The sequence below is a fragment of the Leifsonia sp. McL0607 genome (assembly GCF_049993355.1).
GTDB lineage: Bacteria > Actinomycetota > Actinomycetes > Actinomycetales > Microbacteriaceae > Leifsonia.
On the sequence record NZ_CP188253.1, the window covers coordinates 3,754,304 to 3,769,467 of the forward strand.

The window sequence follows — 15,164 nt, forward strand, 5'->3', positions numbered from 1 at the left end:
TGGGTCCGTCACCGACTCCGTCGGGCAGCCGCGGCTGATCGTTCGCGCGATCGAGCTCCGGATCGGGCGGTTCCTGCCGGTGGATGCGGTGTCCGCGTTCGACGAGGGTGCGCTCGTCTCGGAATCGCCTGGTCGGACGATGCCGAGATCCTGTTCGAGCGCTTCGAGGTCGTGCACCAGCACAGGTGATCCCGGGCTCGTCTCAGGTGCCCGCGGTCAGCGCAAGCGCTCTGGACCCGCGGTCGCCGTGGCCCTGCGAGTACCGCGACGTCGGGCGAGGGGGAACTGGGCGACCTGGTGGACGAGCCATTCCGCCGGGCCTCGCCGCCACCGTCGGCGGATCAGCCAGGCGCCGGCGAGCGAGCCGACGCTGAGCGCGAGCAGGACCGACCATTTGTCGTCGGAAAGCCCAGTGAGCGACGCCCATGCGCCGAGAACGACGATGTGAGCGACATAGAAGGTCAGGGTCAGGGTGCCGAGGGCGTAGACGGGGGCGAGCACGCGGCGCAGCGGGGTCGCGGAGAGCGCGCAGCTGGCGGCGAGCACCATGCCGGCCAGGCCGATCGCGTTCACCAGCTCGGGCGCGGTGCCGGCGTACGCGTCCGTGCTGATCCCGGTCAGCTGCCCGACGCCGAGCGCGCCGGCCGTGAGCGCGCCGCCGACCAGGAACAGGGTCATCAGGCGCCCCCAACTCTGAAGCGCGATCCGTCCGACGGCGAGGCCGGCCAGCGCGAACGCGAGCAGGCCGCTCACCCGATAGCCGAAGTCCGAGAACACGAATCCGACCAGGCTGGCCACAGTGTTCTCCGCCCAGCCAGACCCACCGCCCTGGACCGCCTGCACCCGCAAGGTCATCTGCAGGGCCTGCGCCCACGGCATCGCGATCGCGCTCACCACGACGGCTCCAACCGACATGACTAGCAGCCACCGCGCCCGCAGATAGAGCACCGGAATCAGGACCAGCCCGACCGCTCCGAGGTAATGCAGGATCGGGATGACACTGTGCTGGCCGAGGTCGGCGAGCACCCCGAACCCGATCAAGACAAGGGCGCGGAGCTCGAAGAAGAGCCGGAACTGCCCTCGGCTCTGCCCAGCCTGCTCGGCGGATCGCGCTGCCAGCCCGGCCGAGACGCCGAACAGAAGCGTGAACAGCGGCGCCGCGACGTTGTCCGCACCCATCAGCAGACGTTCGGGGATCGGCGAGGACGGCCCGATCGGGGCCGTGTGCGCAACGAACACCGCGAGGAGGGCCAGGCCGCGAGCGAGATCCACGCCGAGAATGCGCATCCTTCAAGGGCAGGAAAGGGGTTGCAGCAGCACATCGGTCGTGCGGGTGAAGCGTAGGTGAAATCGACGAACCCTCAATGTTGCCAACGAGTATCAAGGATTCCCCCGCTGGTCGCGATGCACTATGCTGGTGGAACCAACCCGCTTCTCCACGTGAGGGCGGGTCTTTTCTTTGCCGAGCGGGTCATGGCCGACGCTGCGATGCTTCTTGGCGTTCTCGATGTGGTCGCTGTCCGTGTACGCGGTGGCGCGACCGGTCGCGTAGACCGGGGATCTCGAATGCCTCAGAGGTGAGTAGCTGGCGGGCCGGGTTGCCAACAGCCGGCGCTTGCGTACTCCGGTCGGTCCCAGCATCGGTGATCTGCGCCGAGCCGACATTGGCACTCGTACCATGCGGATCCGTGCCAGCACTCGTGGATGCTCGTTGTCGGCATCATGAGCCCTTCGTGGTCGGCTGGGGTTTGCGCGTGGCCGGCTGCCGGCGGGCGCTGGTGATCTGGTCGGTGAGCTGGTCGACGCGTGCGCGGGCGGCGTTTGCTTCCTCGCGGGCGGTGCGTGCTTCGCCCTGAGCCGCCATGAGCGCCGCCTGGAGCTCGTCTGCGCGCCGCTCGGCCGCTGTGGCGGCTGTCTGGTGCGTCGCGGCTTCCACGCGTGCTGTGGTGGCCGCGCGTTCGGCGTCGCGTGCCTCCTGCCGTGCGGTGGTGAGGTCCTTGTGTGCCTGGTCGAGTTGTCGCTGCAGGTCCGCCACGCCGCGCTGGGCGCCGGCGAGGTCCTCTCGCAGTTGCTCGCCCCTGGCCGTCGTGGACGCCAGCTCGGAGCGCACCGCCTCGGCCGCGTGCTTCTCGACGTCGAGGGCCGCCGCAAGGTCGCGGCGCTCGGTCTCCAGTGCCGTCCGCGCGGCCTGCAGGTCCGCGTGCTCGCCCGCGAGCACGGCATTGCCCGCCCGGAGCCGGGCGAGCTCGTCCTCGGCCGCGGCACGCGCGGCGTCCGCGGCCGACGCTGCCGCCTCGAACTCTTCCGCGGCCGCGTTGGCCGCCTGCGCCTCGGCTTCAGCGGTCCGCCGGCGCAGGTCCGCGGCCGACGCTGCCGCACGCGCCGCAGCGGCCTCCTGCGCCGCGGCGGTCTCGGCAGCTCGATCTGCGCAGCCGCGGCATCCGGGTCGCCGGCGATCGCCACCGACGCGGCGATCTGGTCCGCCACGGCGCGCAGCGAGGTCACCAGATCACCGGCGATCCAGAGTCGACACGGCCGGGCGATGCGCCGCGGTGACCGGAGCCCGGTCCGCGTCGACCGGGGAGCGGCCGCCAGGGCTCTGGCTGCTCATCGAACCGGTTCAGGTCGTCGACGACTACAGACTCCGCCCAAGGGTGATGACGCCCGAGTGAATTGCCACCGCCGAGTGCAAGCGCGACGAGCAGCGTAGCTGAGAGAGCATCGACCGGGTGCTCGGGGTAGGGGCCTCTAGTGTGCATCGCGCACTGGCTGATAGCATCACCTATCACTCCTTTGATAGAATGGCCTATAGGAGGTGTTCGATTTGACGATCGCTGAGGTCCCGGTTGAGGCTCGTGCAGCGGTGCGAGCCCGACGTCGGAAGGAGATGGACGAGCTGGACTACCGCCGTGAGCTGCGCCGGCTCGAGCAGCGGGGATACAGCCAGCGGGAGATCTCCAAGTGGCTTGGGATTGCGCAACCTTCTGTGCTCAGCGCACTCCGGACGGCCGCGAAGGTGACGATGCCTCTGGACGGTTTCTCGGGCGCGACACCCTACGAGATTTGCCAGCGTTACGCGGGTGGACTCATCACACGAACCCAGCTCGTTGACGAGCTCGCGCGGTTCCCCTACGTGAAGGGCGGGCAGACGGATGGGTATGACTCGTTGATCGTTGATCCTCCTGGCACCTGGTCGGAAGTTGACGATGCGGCTCGACGTGGGCTTATCGAGGACGATGTCTACGAGGAGGTGTTCAACCGTCGGCATGGCATTTCCGGGTCAGCCATCGACCGGGAGCCGACGGCTCACAAGACGTCGGCCAAGGATCTCGCGAGGCAAGCCGCTCGAGAAATAGCCGCGGCGATCGGCGGGGGAGAGGTTACTGAGGCGAACGGTCGAATCGTTGTTAAGACCAAGGGCGGCCTCCACATCGACGTGAAGAGTCTGCCCGGTGGTATCGCCGGCAAGCAGCGAAATAGTCGTAGCGGAAAGTTCTACGGCGTCGGCGGCGCGCACGCCGACAAGGCGGTAAAGGTCAGTCGTTCTACGTTAGCCGTGCGCGCGCACGATCGGCACGGCGACTAGAGCGTGGTTTCTGATGCGGTAGCTCGCCACATGGAAACGGTGCGCGAGCTGTCCAAGCCTGGCCAGGCGCTCGCGCCCAACGCGGCCACAGCGACGACGAACAATCCCGCCTGGTGGATCGATGGTGAGGCTGCGCCGTCGCGTCGACGCCTGCACACGCGACTCTTGGCCGAGGCGCGAAAGGAGGCACGCGACGTCGAGCAGCAGCGCTGTGCGATTGTTCTTGCCGGACCTCCCGGCGCAGGCAAGAGCACTGTCCTGAACGACGTGCTCGGAGGTCATCGAGGGAAGTACCTCGTGATCGACGCGGACGAGTTCAAGCGTCTGCTCCTGCTCGAGGCGCTGGTCGACGGGAGCTACGAACAGTGGCTGGTGCCCGCCAATATTCGTGAGCGCGAAGCGCAGGGCGAGAGGTTCTACCCACTTGAGCTGGCGTCGCTCGTTCACGAGGAATCGTCCTACCTCGCAAAGAACCTATGTGCGGACGCGATCGACGCCGGAGACAACATTGTCATCGACGCTGTGCTTAGCAACGAAGCCGCCGCCCTTGCACTTGGCCAGCGTCTAAACGAGGCCGGCTATGACGTCCACGTGATCGACGTCGAGGTTCCCTACGAGCTTTCGGAGGTGCGCATCCGCGAGCGGTGGGAGCACTCCTACCTGAGCGCACTCGATGGCAGCGACCAGCTGGGTGGCCGATGGGTCCCAAGTGAGTACGCTCGTGAGGTCTTCAACGGACCCGATAACACGTCCAAGCCCGAGGCGACTGCGCGAATTCTTGCGGAATCTTGCCATGTTGTGTCGCGCTATCGCGTGTTCCGTACGATAGCTGAGCACGTCCAAGAGGGAAACGTGAAGCCGACACTTGACGTCGATATGTCGCGCGTCTCACCGGGCGGCGTTCTCAGGGAAACGAGTCGTCACAACGCAACCATCCTCCCGGGGCAGTACACCTAGCTGTAGTTCCCCGACACGTTGTGAACGGTTGAGGTGAGCGAAGACCTCCGTGGAGGATGTGGGTTACCACACTCACATCTAGCCAACGGAGGTCTTCGTGACTCACGCTAATGCACCGTTGACGCCGGAAGGGCGTCGACGGCTGGTCGAGCTGGTTCTGGAGCACGGGTGGTCATTGCGGCGGGTGGCGGAACGGTTCCAGTGCTCGCCCGCGACGGCGAAACGGTGGGTCGATCGGGCACGCGCAGGCTTGCCGATGACCGACCGACCCTCCCGCCCGCACTCGTCCCCGAATCGGTGTCCGGCCCGGTTGGAGCGCCGGATCGTGGCGTTGCGGTTCAGGTGGCGGTGGGGTCCGCATCGGATCAGCTACCACCTCGGTGTTCCCCGTTCCACCGTGGGCAGGGTGCTGGCCCGGTATCGGATGCCGCTACTGCACCACCTCGATCAAGCGACCGGGCTCCCTATCCGCAAACCGAGGGCTGTCCGTTATGAGCACGCTCGCCCCGGCCAACTGGTCCATGTCGATATCAAGAAGCTCGGCCGCATCCCCGATGGTGGTGGCCACCGAGTCCTGGGGCGGGCAGCAGCACCGTCCCGGCACCGCGGCCGCGGCTATGCGTTCCTGCATCACGCTATCGATGACCACTCCAGGCTGGCCTACTCGGAGATCCTGAACGATGAGCGCAAAGAGACCGCCGCCGGATTCTGGCTGCGCGCCAACGCGTTCTTCACCGCCGCTGGGATCACCGTCACCGCGGTCATGACCGACAACGGTGCGTGCTACCGGTCGAAACTGTTCGCCGACGCTCTCGGCACGAGAGTCAAGCACCGGCGCACGCGCCCCTACCGGCCGCAGACCAACGGGAAAGTCGAACGATTCAACCGCACCCTGGCCACCGAGTGGGCCTACGCGCACGCCTACCTCAGCGACGAAGCCAGAGCCGCAACCTACGACACCTGGCTCCATCACTACAATCACCACAGACCCCACACCGGAATCGGCGGCCTCGTCCCCTCAGCCCGCGTTCACAACCTCACGGGGAACTACACCTAGCGGTCCTCGTGGTCGAAGGCGATCCGATCTTTCGCATAGTCGGTCTGCTCTCGTTCGAGTTCGTCGAGCAGGGCGTTGACGATGCCCTGCAACTCGTCGTGACTAATGAGATCGAATACTTTGTCGTTGCTTCCCACCGAGATGAGTAGGCGCGACTCGGGCAACGCGCCCAAGCCCAGCTTCTGGGACTTGCCGGAGCGGGCGACCCACTCATCGTCGTCAAACTCGGACTCGTCCATGTGCTCGATGGCGTTGCGCAGAGCACGGAGCTGTGGATGGGGCGCACGCGGCTGACGGCCGCGTGCGGTGTACAGCCTCTTGATCCAGCGCTCGAGATTGTCGGCACTGATCACGAGCATGGCTTCAGCCGTGCACGCCGCCTGCCATGAGGCCGCGAGGTCATCCATAGTGACGTCACCATCCATGCGTTCGTACATATTGTCGACGTTGTGGAAGTTCCTGACTCGCTCCTTGACGTTGTGGAGCTGCTCGCGAACCGCGCCTGCCCAAGACACTGCGAGCGACAGAATCACATCCTCGCCGTCAGGGTCGAAAGACTGTAGGGCTTGGTGGGCACCGGGCGTCATAGGCAGAACGTTATGGTAGTAGCCCTGTGCCGGCAGCATGAACCGTCCCGTATTCGATGCCGCTTCCTTTCGAGTTGAAGGAGTGCGTCATGCCGAAGAAGATCGAACCCGTGGTCTTGCCCGGCCGTCTCTGGTGTTAGCACTGCTCCACCTTGCCAGCCCCTTTCAGCTGCGTTCATCCCTGCTTCGCGTTCAGCTCGAGGCGCTCCAGAGGTGTGCTGGGCAGCTGGTCGGGGGAATGGGTTGCGGCGATCGCGGTTTCGATGAGGTCGCGGACGAAGCCGTCGATGTTGTAGAGGCCGACGTCGCCCACCTTGTCGACGAGGGTGGTCGCGTCGATCTCGAGCGGCGCGTCAAGACCGTGAACCAGGGCGGCGTCGTGCTCGATCCTCGCCTTGAGGGCGGCGCCGTAGGCGGTCCACTCGCGGATGCGCTGCTCCTCGAGCGCTTCCTCGACGTCGAGAGCGCCGATCTGGTTGGCGCGTTCCTCCTCCAAGCGGTCGAACTCGTCACCGAGTTCAGGACTCTTTGGGATGTATACGGCTTTCAACTTGGATCGGTCACCCTCGCGGATCTCGGCCTCGAAGTAGGGGATCCACTCGGTGTGTGCCTCATAGCGGAGCTGGCTCTCTCGCCAGGCCTCCCAGGACCATTCCGGCGTCCCGGGGGAGCGGGGTGTGGGGTCGCGGTCTGGGTGGATGTCGTAGACCCAGACAAACTGATCGGAGTCTACCTGCGGAAGGGTGTCTTCGGCCTCTTGTATCCGTTTCTGAACGATCTGCTGCGCTTGGTCATACAGTCGCTGCGCGTCGGTGCGATCGGAGAGGATCTCGTAGATCGGGAGGGTGATCCGGATCGGTTCGGTTCGGTAGCGGGGGAGGAGGTCGTCGGGAGCGATCGCGTTCACGGCGTTGCGGATAATGCCGGCCTCCCAGGATCCCGGTCGCCCGGCGAGGAGCTGCTCGACGCCGCCGAGGTTCGCTGCGACGCCGGCGAGAACCTGTAGGGCGATCTCGCCGAAGTCGCGCCGGCGCTCCTTACCGCCAGCTTTCGAGATGGTTTCTCGGGCTGCGGCGGTAAGCGCGTCGACGGCGACACGCTCATGATCCGAGAGGGCGGCCGCGAGCTCAACCTCCAGGATGCGGGCCTGGCCGGCCGCGCGCTCAGCGTCCTCGCGAGCCTCCCGCGCTCGCTCGGCGAGGCCGAGCAGGCCGAGTCGGCGCAGCGGGAGCGCCGCGACGAAGTAGCCCTTGCCTTGTCGCGCGACGACCAGGCCCTCATCGATGAGCGCTTCATATGCGGAGCGGACCGTCTGGACGCCGTTCGTGCCGAACTGCTCGCTCAACTCGCGCGTCGTCGGCAGCTGGTCCCCGACCTTATAGGCACCGGACGCCAGAAGCCGGCGCAGCTCGGCACGGATGTGCTCATAGATCGGAGTGTCGCTTGTCATGGAGACAACCTATCACAGCGGAGATCAAGTGCTCTAGAGAGCCTGAGCTGACATATCGAACATTATCAGCGTAACTTTCGGGCCATTTTTTAAGATGCTTTTTGACGGGTTGATGTCAACTTCGCGTATCATGGTGGCATGGCAACACTGACGCCGGCGGGTCTGCACCGGAGTACGAACAGGATCGACCCGCACGAGATCGTGCGGCAGCTCAACGATGCGCTTGGGGCGACGCTCGTGGCGGCGTTGGCGGGTGCGAAGAGCCGGCAGCAGCCGAACGACTGGGCACGTCCGGAGGGGGCTGAGCCGAGGCCGGCCGCATGGAACCGTTTGCAGTTCGCGCACCAGGTCTGGACGGCGCTGCAGGAAGAGGAAGGCCGGGATGTCGCGCGCCGTTGGTTCATCGGCGGGAACCCGCTCCTGGGCGAGAGCACACCGATCATGGCGATCCGCGAGGACCGGCACGCCGAGGTCCGGCGGGCGGCGCAGGCGTTCATCGACGGCGACGTCGACGAATGACGGTACCCGAACCGCGTACTTGCACGGCGACCGGGCTGCGCCTGGTCCCCGTTGACCAGGCGGTCGGCTCCCATGTTGCGAAGGCACGGTACGCACAGCCGTCCTCGCCGTGGCGGACGCCGGATGTGCATCGGCAGGAGTGGGGCCGCTTCGACACTCTCGGCCGCACCTACTACCTCGCCGAAACCGCCGAGTGCGCCTACGCCGAGGTCCTTTCCCAGTACAAGCGCCGGGCTGGGGATGACGACCCGCTGGCTCCGATAGCTGCAGTGCTCGACCTCACGGTCGATCAGCTGCTCGAGGCGATAGCCGAGGAGTGGGGCGAGGACGACTACCGCGGTGTCGGCGCGATCCCGGCCAGCTGGCGAGCGAGCCGGCGCATGTACCAGGTCATGATCGAGGGCGGCGGGTGGCTGGTCGACGTCGCGCATCCGGCGTCGATTTCCGCGCTGGAGTCCGCCCACAACGGCGCCGTTTAACGCTGTCATAGTCACGGTGTCCCGGTTCCTTGCGAACCAGGGCATCCCAGCCTTGAACGTGTCCGTCCTCACCAGCGAAAACCGGTACGTGACGACCATGATCGCCGAGATCATGCGCGACGCCGAGCTCGACGTTGGCAGCACACCGCGCGGCGTCCACTTCGGCAGTAAGCACGGCGGCGCCTGGTGCCGTGCGCTCTGGCTGCCATATCAGGACGAGATGCCCACTGGGACTCCGCATCCACGACGCGGCGCCGATCGCCGGCGACGACTCTCATCTCAGCAAAGTCGCCGGCTGGTTCCACCTCCGCGAAACCCGGCCGATACAGTAACCAGCGCTTGACCACAGTGCGAGCCGCCAGTCATCCAGCACGGTCGTGGACTGCTCGGCCAGGGGATGGATGTCCCAATCCCCGCCCGGGGCCGATGCGGACAAGGTGCGCGCAGCGCAGCTTCAGCGCGACGGCGGCTCCGGATCCTCGTCGACACTGACCGCCTCACGGGCGCAGCAGCTGGACCAGGCAGGCCAGCAGCAGCCGGGTGGCCTGCAGCGTGAATTGCTGCAGGTCCGGGTGGATGAGTCCGACGAGAAGGACGGCTGTCAGCAGGGCGAGCAGGGTGAGGGCGGCGGTGAGGCGGATGCGGGGCATGTTTTTCTCCTTGAGGTTCGTGAATGGGCGGACGCCTCTCCCTATGCACCGGGTGGTCAGTGCCGGGGTGATGTTCCGTCGACGCATACCCTGCGGCAAGACGGGCATGCACTCGACAGGTCGGCGGCGGGTACGTCGTGCGGCGTGTGTGGCAGATTCGCGATGGATCGGACCCGGGTGGCACGAGGAGTGGCGGAGGATCGGGACTCACTACCCTGCGATGCACAGTCCGAAAGTCGGCGCAGCTCCCGCAGCGTAAATCTCAGCCTTTCGGATGAGGGTGACGGCAATGCATGGGTTTATAAAAGCATTATGAGAAAAATGAAGAATGGTAGATATTCGAAGATCAAGGGCGGCGTCGCCTCGGCGATGGTGGTAGTTGCCGGGCTCATGATGGTTCCGGCTGGATCGGCACCGGCGCAGGCGGCGACGCCGGCAGCAACGATCGTGAAACTGACTCAGTCCTGCACGAACGGGGATTTCAAGGGGGAGGCTGATCTGACGACCACGTTCACGCCGTCAGGCGAGGGAGGCGATTGGACAACGACAGTCGATAGCTACCGCATCACACGGTCGAACGGTCAGGCCGGCGGAAACAAGGCCAACGTCAATCTTTTCTTCTGGGTAGAGCGGGGCGGTGTGGGGCCCGAGGTCCAAAAGTCGGTGTGGTCGGCTGACGCGATGATTCAGGACGGGGCGTGGCACAACCTCGGTATCAGCGGCACGATTGCGAACGTTCCGATTCAACTCAAACCGCTCTACAGTTCCTCCGGCTATGCGGTACTGTCTGGCGTTGCCGAAGTCAAGTTCGTTTTCGACAAGTCAGGCAGTGACCCGAGCTGCGTAGCCACAAAGAGCACGAATTGGGGGCGTGACCTATCCGGCCTCAGGTCAATTCCGGAGCAGGTGCGGTATGAAGCGCCGCTCCGCTACTGCTCAGCTGGATCAAATGGCGGTACCTGCACGATCACATCCACAGACACCGTGTCGAGCTCGGTCACGGTGGGAGCGGGCATCAACTACGACTGGATCACCGCCCATATCAGCTACACCTGGACGCAATCAAAGTCCGTATCGGTGGCGGTCACTTCACCGCCGCTGAATGCCGGGCAAAAATTCTATGTGTACCCGACAGGAACTCGTCACGAGTTTTCTACGTCGGCGCACTTCTTTGGACAACGTGTGCTCGTGGCCCCAGGTAGCGCCTTCGAAGTCGATGGCAGTTTGCACTACAACACAGTAGACCCCCGTGCCTACGTATGGGGCGAATAGAGGACGCACCGATTTAGCCTGCTCCGAAGACCGCGGTCGCACTACCGACCGCGGTCTTCAGCATTTGCCGCATTTATGCACGCAATGGGAATAGGCCATCGCGGGCTGGATAAGAGGGTTATCACCTACGGGTGTACTCGGACTCGCTGTGGCGCGGCCGGATATCAATCTCAGGTGCGCCCTGCATTTGAGAGAGGCCAACTCCACTGCGATTCTGGTGGACGATTGGAAGTGTCCTCCGCCGTTAATTTGTTGGTTAAGTTGTAGGACGGGGGTATGCCGAGAACGGGACGCCCGAAAGCTGTGCTGGTCCTTACGGGTGAGGAGCGTGAACAGTTGGCCCGGTGGGCGCGGCGGCGGAAGTCGTCGCAGGCTCTGGCGCTGCGATGCCGGATCATCCTTGCCTGTGGTGAGGGACTGGACAACAAGACCGTGGCGGAGCGGGTGGGATGCTCGGCGAACACGGTGACGAAGTGGCGGGCGCGGTTTCTGGATGCCCGCCTGGATGGGCTGACGGAGGATCCGCGGCCGGGACGGCCGGCGACGGTCACCGCGGAACAGGTCGAGGACGTCGTAGTCGCGACGCTGGAGGCGACACCTGCGAACGCGACGCACTGGTCGCGATCGAAGATGGCCGAGCGCACCGGGCTGTCTGCCTCGACGATCGGGCGGATCTGGAAGACGTTCGGCCTCAAGCCACACCGCAGTGACGGGTTCAAACTGTCCAACGACCCGCTGTTCGTGGACAAGGTCTATGACATCGTCGGGCTCTACCTCGATCCTCCCGAGTCGGCCGTGGTGCTCAGCGTGGACGAGAAGTCACAGGTGCAGGCACTATCCCGGTCGCAGCCGGCGTTTCCCATGATGCCGGGCATGCCAGAGAAACGCACGCACGACTACTTCCGACACGGGGTGACCAGCCTGTTCGCCGCGATGAACGTGCAGGACGGCACGGTGATCGCCTCCACCCATCGCAGGCACCGGGCGGTCGAGTTCAAGCAATTCCTGCAGAAGATCGACCAGAACGTGCCGAACGATCTGGACGTGCACGTGATCTGCGACAACTACAGCACCCACAAACACCCCACCGTGACGACCTGGCTGCATGCTGAACCGTCCCCGGTTCTTTGCCGCTCCTATGCGGGTGCCATCGCCGGTTGGGATGGCGTGTTGAGGTCAGCGTAGTAGCTGGCCTCGAACTCTTCCGGCGGTACGTCGCCGAGGGTGCTGTGCAGGCGTCTGGCGTTGTACCAGTCGACCCACTCGGCGGTGACCCATTCGACGTCGATGGCGGTTCGGAGCGGGCCGTTTCGGAACGGGCTGTCCTCGCGGATCGCTTCGTTCTTGAATAGTCCGATCGTGGACTCGGCCAGCGCGTTGTCATACGCGTCGCCGATCGAGCCGATCGAGGCGGCGATGCCCTCCAACGCGAGGGTCTCCGCGAAGCGCACGGAGGTAAATTGCGAGCCCGCGTCGCTGTGATGGATCAGCCCAGCTCCGGCTGGATGCCCGGCCCAATCGCGCCGCCATAGCCCCATCCGCAGTGCGGTGGTCACCAGCGGGGTGGTCTTGGTCGTGGCCGCGTGCCAGCCGACGATCGCGCGTGAGTAGCAATCGATCACGAAGGATACGTAACAGAACCCGGCCCACGTTCGCACATAGGTGAAGTCGGCCACCCAGGCCAGGTTCGGTGCTGGCGGCGGTGAAGTCCCGATCCAGCAGGTCCGGGGCCCGGGTCGCGCTTTTATCCGGGATCGTGGTGCGCACTCCGCGACCGCGGACGCGCCCGTTCATGCCCAGTTCCCGCATCAGCCGGTCGATGCGGCGGGCGGACACGGTCAGGCCGCGGCGGCGCAGCAGCGCGGTCATCTTCCGCCGACCATACATGCTCTCCGGTGTTCCCACCGTCGCCAGCAGGGCGTCGATGACGACCGCGTCTGCCTGGTCGCGAACCGATGGCAAGGCGTGTTTCCACGCCCGATATGTCCGTGCGGCGACCCGCACGCCCTGCGATCGCAGAACGGTGCAGATCGACCCGACCGCGCGGCCTTTGGCCCGTTGCTCGTCGATGAACGCGAGAATCAACGGCGTCGGGGGTCGAGTTCCCCGGCGAAGAAAACCGCTGCATCCTTCAGGATCGCGTTCGCCTCACGCAGTTCACGGTTCTCCCGACGCAACCGTTTGATCTCGTCCGCCTCACTCGAGGTGACCCCATCGCGCTGCCCGGAATCGACCTGCGCTTGACGCACCCACCGGCGCAACGACTCAGCTCCGAACCCGCGTCGGCCAGCGACCGTCTCGCACGCCGTCGTCAGGTTCGGATACTCATCCAAATGATCAAGCACCAGCCGCGTCGCGCGCAGCTTGGTCTCCTCCGGAATCCTCTTCGGCATGATCACTATCTTCCTTCCAGACTCGAAAGGAGACGGCATCAAACCGGGGACGGTTCATGCTTCCCGAAAGTTCTTGATCGCGGGCGGAATTGCGAACACCTTGGTCTGATTAAAGGGGAGTCGTTGCCACCAGCGTATTCGCATCAGATGCGAAGATGTCGTCTTATAGCTGACATAAGATATATTATCAGTGTTTAACTCGCGGGGAGTTGCATTCCCTCGGCACCATGGAATGCGCCCGAGTCGCGTTCGTCAGATACCGACCACAGGGCGGAATCTGACGCGTAGGGACCTCCGCGCCGTCCAGTGGGACATGGGCTACGGAACGGTGATCTGGCGTTGGCGTCGCTTCGCGGGTGACGGTTCTGGCTCCAACCCGCGTGGCCTAGAGCTCGCCGAAAAACTGGCGAATACTCTCAGCTACGACATGTGGTATCTCGATCGGTGCGAAGTGTCCCCCTTCGTCCTTGACTTCCCAGGACTTCACGTTATATCGGCGGGCCGCCCACGAACGCGGCATCGATGGCAAACGGATATTGCCGTATTGGCGAAAGAGGACCACCGCCGTGGGGGAGTCAACGAGGTCGTGATCCCCGGGCTTCGCCTCAGGCGCCGCGTTGTCAAGGTAGTCGAGGATGGATGTCTCGAATGTCTGCGTCACCCAGAAAAGGGTGAGCGTCGTGACGAGGAAATCGCGGCCCGGCAGGGAGTCCAGACTGCCACGGTGATCAGCCCAACCGTGCCATTTGTCCAAGATCCATGCAGCCATGCCGGAAGGAGAGTCGGCCATCGCCACGGACAGGGCTCCGGGCCGGGAGCGCTGTATCGCGGCGAAGCCATGGTCGGAAGCAACCCAAGCCTGGATAGCGTCTTGGTGACTTTGTTCCTCAGGGGTGAGCGGAGGGGTGCCGGGACCGAGCGGTGGCCGGAACTCGAGGTGGGTCAGGTGCAACCCGACGATTCGGTCGGGGTGCTGAAGGGCCATGAAGGTCGCCACTCCCGCCCCAAAATCGTCGCCGCCTACCCCGAACCTGTCGTATCCGAGTATCGCCATCAGTTGGTGGGCCCATTTGGCGACGGTGGCATACGTCACAGGCTGCGATGGTCGGGTCGAGAAGCCGTATCCCGGGAGTGACATGACGACAACGTCGAAAGCGTCGCTGGTGGAGTCCGGGTTGGTGAGTGCATCCAGCACGGGAAGGTACTCGGCGAAGGTGCTCGGCCAGCCGTGGAGGAGGAGTAGGGGGGGTGGCGTTCGGGCGCTCGGACCGGTGATGCACGAAGTGCAGCTGAGTCATTCCCATTTCGGCGATAAAATGTGAGTACTGGTTGAGGCGTGCCTCTTCGGCACGCCAGTCATAGTCCGTCGCCCAGTAACGAACGACTTCTCGTAGGTACGTCAGGTCAGGGCCAGTTGACCACGTCGTGTTAGCGGCACTCTTCGGCCATCTCGTATTCTCGAGCCGATCGCGCAAATCATTCAGCACTGACTCATCCACGCTGATCACGAACGGAGTCACCTGTCCAACCGGGACTGCTTCCATCTATATAACCTAGATCGCCCGAGCGACCATGAGGAAGCCCGCATTCAACCCTGACGATTTGGGCGAGATCGCCCCACAGCAACACGCGTTCGGTACGGGGTCGTCTACCGCGCCGGCCTCAGCGACGAGCGCAACAGTTGCATTGGGGTGTTCTCGCGCCACACCCATCGCGTGCCTGAGGGAGCTCCGACCTGCTCAGGGGAGCGTGATTCCGCCCGGGCCCTCCCAGGCAGGCGAGTACAGCGGCTGGTACATCAGCATGGGCTCCAAGCCGGGCACTTCAAGGAACACGCATCGGCCGTAGGGGCGCTCATCGACCTCGCCGGCGAAGGTCGCTCCCCGCGTGCGCAGCTCCTCCATCGTCGCGTCGAGGTCGTCGCACAGCAACGACAACTCGTGCCGCTGGGCGTATGGCTGATCGCTCCCCTCCCAGGTGCGCGGGTGCGCAGCGGTCTCGCTCGCACCGGTATCGAAGATCGGCCACCCCGGCCTGGCCTCGATGAAGGGCCAGACGAGCACCTCCCGGAAGAACGCCCGCGTCGCCTCCGGGTCGTCGCTGTACACGATCGCGTGAAGACCGGTGATCATGTGGCCACGCTAGTCGCGGGTATGCACCCTGTCGAGGGTCGGCGACAGCGTGCGCTATGCGGTCGATCAACGGGACGCCGGC

At 64.9% G+C, this 15,164-nt stretch carries 14 protein-coding genes and 2 pseudogenes; 7 read left to right on the top strand and 9 right to left on the bottom strand.

Annotated elements, in window-relative coordinates; genetic code table 11:
* Positions 1-216: 216 nt before the first annotated feature.
* Both ACPPVW_RS18020 and ACPPVW_RS18025 read right to left on the bottom strand, forming a co-directional pair.
* On the bottom strand, positions 217-1,272 hold the full coding sequence (locus tag ACPPVW_RS18020; protein WP_426624427.1) for an acyltransferase family protein: 1,056 nt from the start codon (positions 1,270-1,272) through the stop codon (positions 217-219).
* A gap of 448 nt (positions 1,273-1,720) precedes the next feature.
* The gene (locus ACPPVW_RS18025) at positions 1,721-2,218 is read right to left on the bottom strand and encodes a hypothetical protein (RefSeq protein WP_426624428.1); all 498 of its coding nucleotides are present in this window, start codon (positions 2,216-2,218) and stop codon (positions 1,721-1,723) included.
* Positions 2,219-2,824: 606 nt separating this feature from the next.
* Here ACPPVW_RS18025 and ACPPVW_RS18030 point away from each other — a divergent pair.
* From ACPPVW_RS18030 to ACPPVW_RS18040, 3 genes are all read left to right on the top strand, one after another.
* The gene (locus ACPPVW_RS18030; RefSeq protein ID WP_426624429.1) at positions 2,825-3,586 is read left to right on the top strand and encodes a hypothetical protein; all 762 of its coding nucleotides are present in this window, start codon (positions 2,825-2,827) and stop codon (positions 3,584-3,586) included.
* A 3-nt stretch (positions 3,587-3,589) separates the two neighbouring features.
* Positions 3,590-4,543, top strand: a complete 954-nt coding sequence (locus tag ACPPVW_RS18035; RefSeq protein ID WP_426624430.1) for a zeta toxin family protein — start codon at positions 3,590-3,592, stop codon at positions 4,541-4,543.
* A 97-nt stretch (positions 4,544-4,640) separates the two neighbouring features.
* Positions 4,641-5,600, top strand: coding sequence for an IS481 family transposase (locus ACPPVW_RS18040; RefSeq protein ID WP_426624431.1), 960 nt, complete (start codon positions 4,641-4,643; stop codon positions 5,598-5,600).
* Here the strand turns inward: ACPPVW_RS18040 and ACPPVW_RS18045 are convergent.
* Positions 5,597-6,187, bottom strand: coding sequence for a hypothetical protein (locus ACPPVW_RS18045; protein WP_426624432.1), 591 nt, complete (start codon positions 6,185-6,187; stop codon positions 5,597-5,599). The two genes, ACPPVW_RS18040 and ACPPVW_RS18045, sit on opposite strands and share 4 nt — an antisense overlap.
* 175 nt (positions 6,188-6,362) lie before the next feature.
* Positions 6,363-7,637: a GntR family transcriptional regulator gene (locus ACPPVW_RS18050; protein ID WP_426624433.1), complete on the bottom strand. Its 1,275-nt coding sequence runs from the start codon at positions 7,635-7,637 to the stop codon at positions 6,363-6,365.
* A 138-nt stretch (positions 7,638-7,775) separates the two neighbouring features.
* Between ACPPVW_RS18050 and ACPPVW_RS18055 the strand changes: the two genes are divergently transcribed.
* Both ACPPVW_RS18055 and ACPPVW_RS18060 read left to right on the top strand, forming a co-directional pair.
* A complete protein-coding gene (locus tag ACPPVW_RS18055; RefSeq protein WP_426624434.1) occupies positions 7,776-8,156 on the top strand; it encodes a hypothetical protein in 381 nt (126 codons plus the stop codon).
* A complete protein-coding gene (locus ACPPVW_RS18060; protein WP_426624435.1) occupies positions 8,153-8,635 on the top strand; it encodes a hypothetical protein in 483 nt (160 codons plus the stop codon). Before ACPPVW_RS18055 ends, ACPPVW_RS18060 begins: the two co-directional genes overlap by 4 nt.
* A gap of 497 nt (positions 8,636-9,132) precedes the next feature.
* Here ACPPVW_RS18060 and ACPPVW_RS18065 read toward each other — a convergent pair whose 3' ends face one another.
* Entirely contained in the window at positions 9,133-9,285 is a 153-nt protein-coding gene (locus ACPPVW_RS18065; protein WP_426624436.1) for a hypothetical protein, read from the bottom strand.
* A gap of 312 nt (positions 9,286-9,597) precedes the next feature.
* On the opposite strand from ACPPVW_RS18065, the gene ACPPVW_RS18070 reads away from it, so the two are divergent.
* Positions 9,598-10,557: a hypothetical protein gene (locus ACPPVW_RS18070; RefSeq protein ID WP_426624437.1), complete on the top strand. Its 960-nt coding sequence runs from the start codon at positions 9,598-9,600 to the stop codon at positions 10,555-10,557.
* A 336-nt stretch (positions 10,558-10,893) separates the two neighbouring features.
* Positions 10,894-11,742 (top strand): IS630 family transposase, encoded by an 849-nt coding sequence (locus ACPPVW_RS18075; RefSeq protein WP_426624438.1) that lies wholly within the window; start codon positions 10,894-10,896, stop codon positions 11,740-11,742.
* Here ACPPVW_RS18075 and ACPPVW_RS18080 read toward each other — a convergent pair.
* The 4 genes and pseudogenes from ACPPVW_RS18080 to ACPPVW_RS18095 all read right to left on the bottom strand — a co-directional run bounded on the left by ACPPVW_RS18080 (position 11,694) and on the right by ACPPVW_RS18095 (position 15,082).
* Positions 11,694-12,950 (bottom strand): annotated as a pseudogene (locus ACPPVW_RS18080) (IS3 family transposase). The gene ACPPVW_RS18075 and the pseudogene ACPPVW_RS18080 sit on opposite strands and share 49 nt — an antisense overlap.
* A gap of 385 nt (positions 12,951-13,335) precedes the next feature.
* Positions 13,336-14,226: an alpha/beta fold hydrolase gene (locus ACPPVW_RS18085; RefSeq protein WP_426626341.1), complete on the bottom strand. Its 891-nt coding sequence runs from the start codon at positions 14,224-14,226 to the stop codon at positions 13,336-13,338.
* Positions 14,207-14,494 (bottom strand): annotated as a pseudogene (locus ACPPVW_RS18090) (epoxide hydrolase N-terminal domain-containing protein); the annotation flags it as partial. The pseudogene ACPPVW_RS18090 and the gene ACPPVW_RS18085, both read right to left, overlap by 20 nt.
* A gap of 195 nt (positions 14,495-14,689) precedes the next feature.
* Positions 14,690-15,082 carry a VOC family protein gene (locus ACPPVW_RS18095; protein WP_426624439.1) on the bottom strand — a complete coding sequence of 131 codons (393 nt, stop codon included), beginning with the start codon at positions 15,080-15,082 and terminating at the stop codon, positions 14,690-14,692.
* Positions 15,083-15,164: the final 82 nt, after the last annotated feature.

Coding starts and splice junctions, on each gene's coding strand:
- ACPPVW_RS18045 (WP_426624432.1), bottom strand. CDS start 6,187: ATGACGCCCGGTGCCCACCAAGCCCTACAGTCTTTCGACCCTGACGGC.
- ACPPVW_RS18050 (WP_426624433.1), bottom strand. CDS start 7,637: ATGACAAGCGACACTCCGATCTATGAGCACATCCGTGCCGAGCTGCGC.
- ACPPVW_RS18055 (WP_426624434.1), top strand. CDS start 7,776: ATGGCAACACTGACGCCGGCGGGTCTGCACCGGAGTACGAACAGGATC.
- ACPPVW_RS18060 (WP_426624435.1), top strand. CDS start 8,153: ATGACGGTACCCGAACCGCGTACTTGCACGGCGACCGGGCTGCGCCTG.
- ACPPVW_RS18065 (WP_426624436.1), bottom strand. CDS start 9,285: ATGCCCCGCATCCGCCTCACCGCCGCCCTCACCCTGCTCGCCCTGCTG.
- ACPPVW_RS18070 (WP_426624437.1), top strand. CDS start 9,598: ATGAGAAAAATGAAGAATGGTAGATATTCGAAGATCAAGGGCGGCGTC.
- ACPPVW_RS18095 (WP_426624439.1), bottom strand. CDS start 15,082: ATGATCACCGGTCTTCACGCGATCGTGTACAGCGACGACCCGGAGGCG.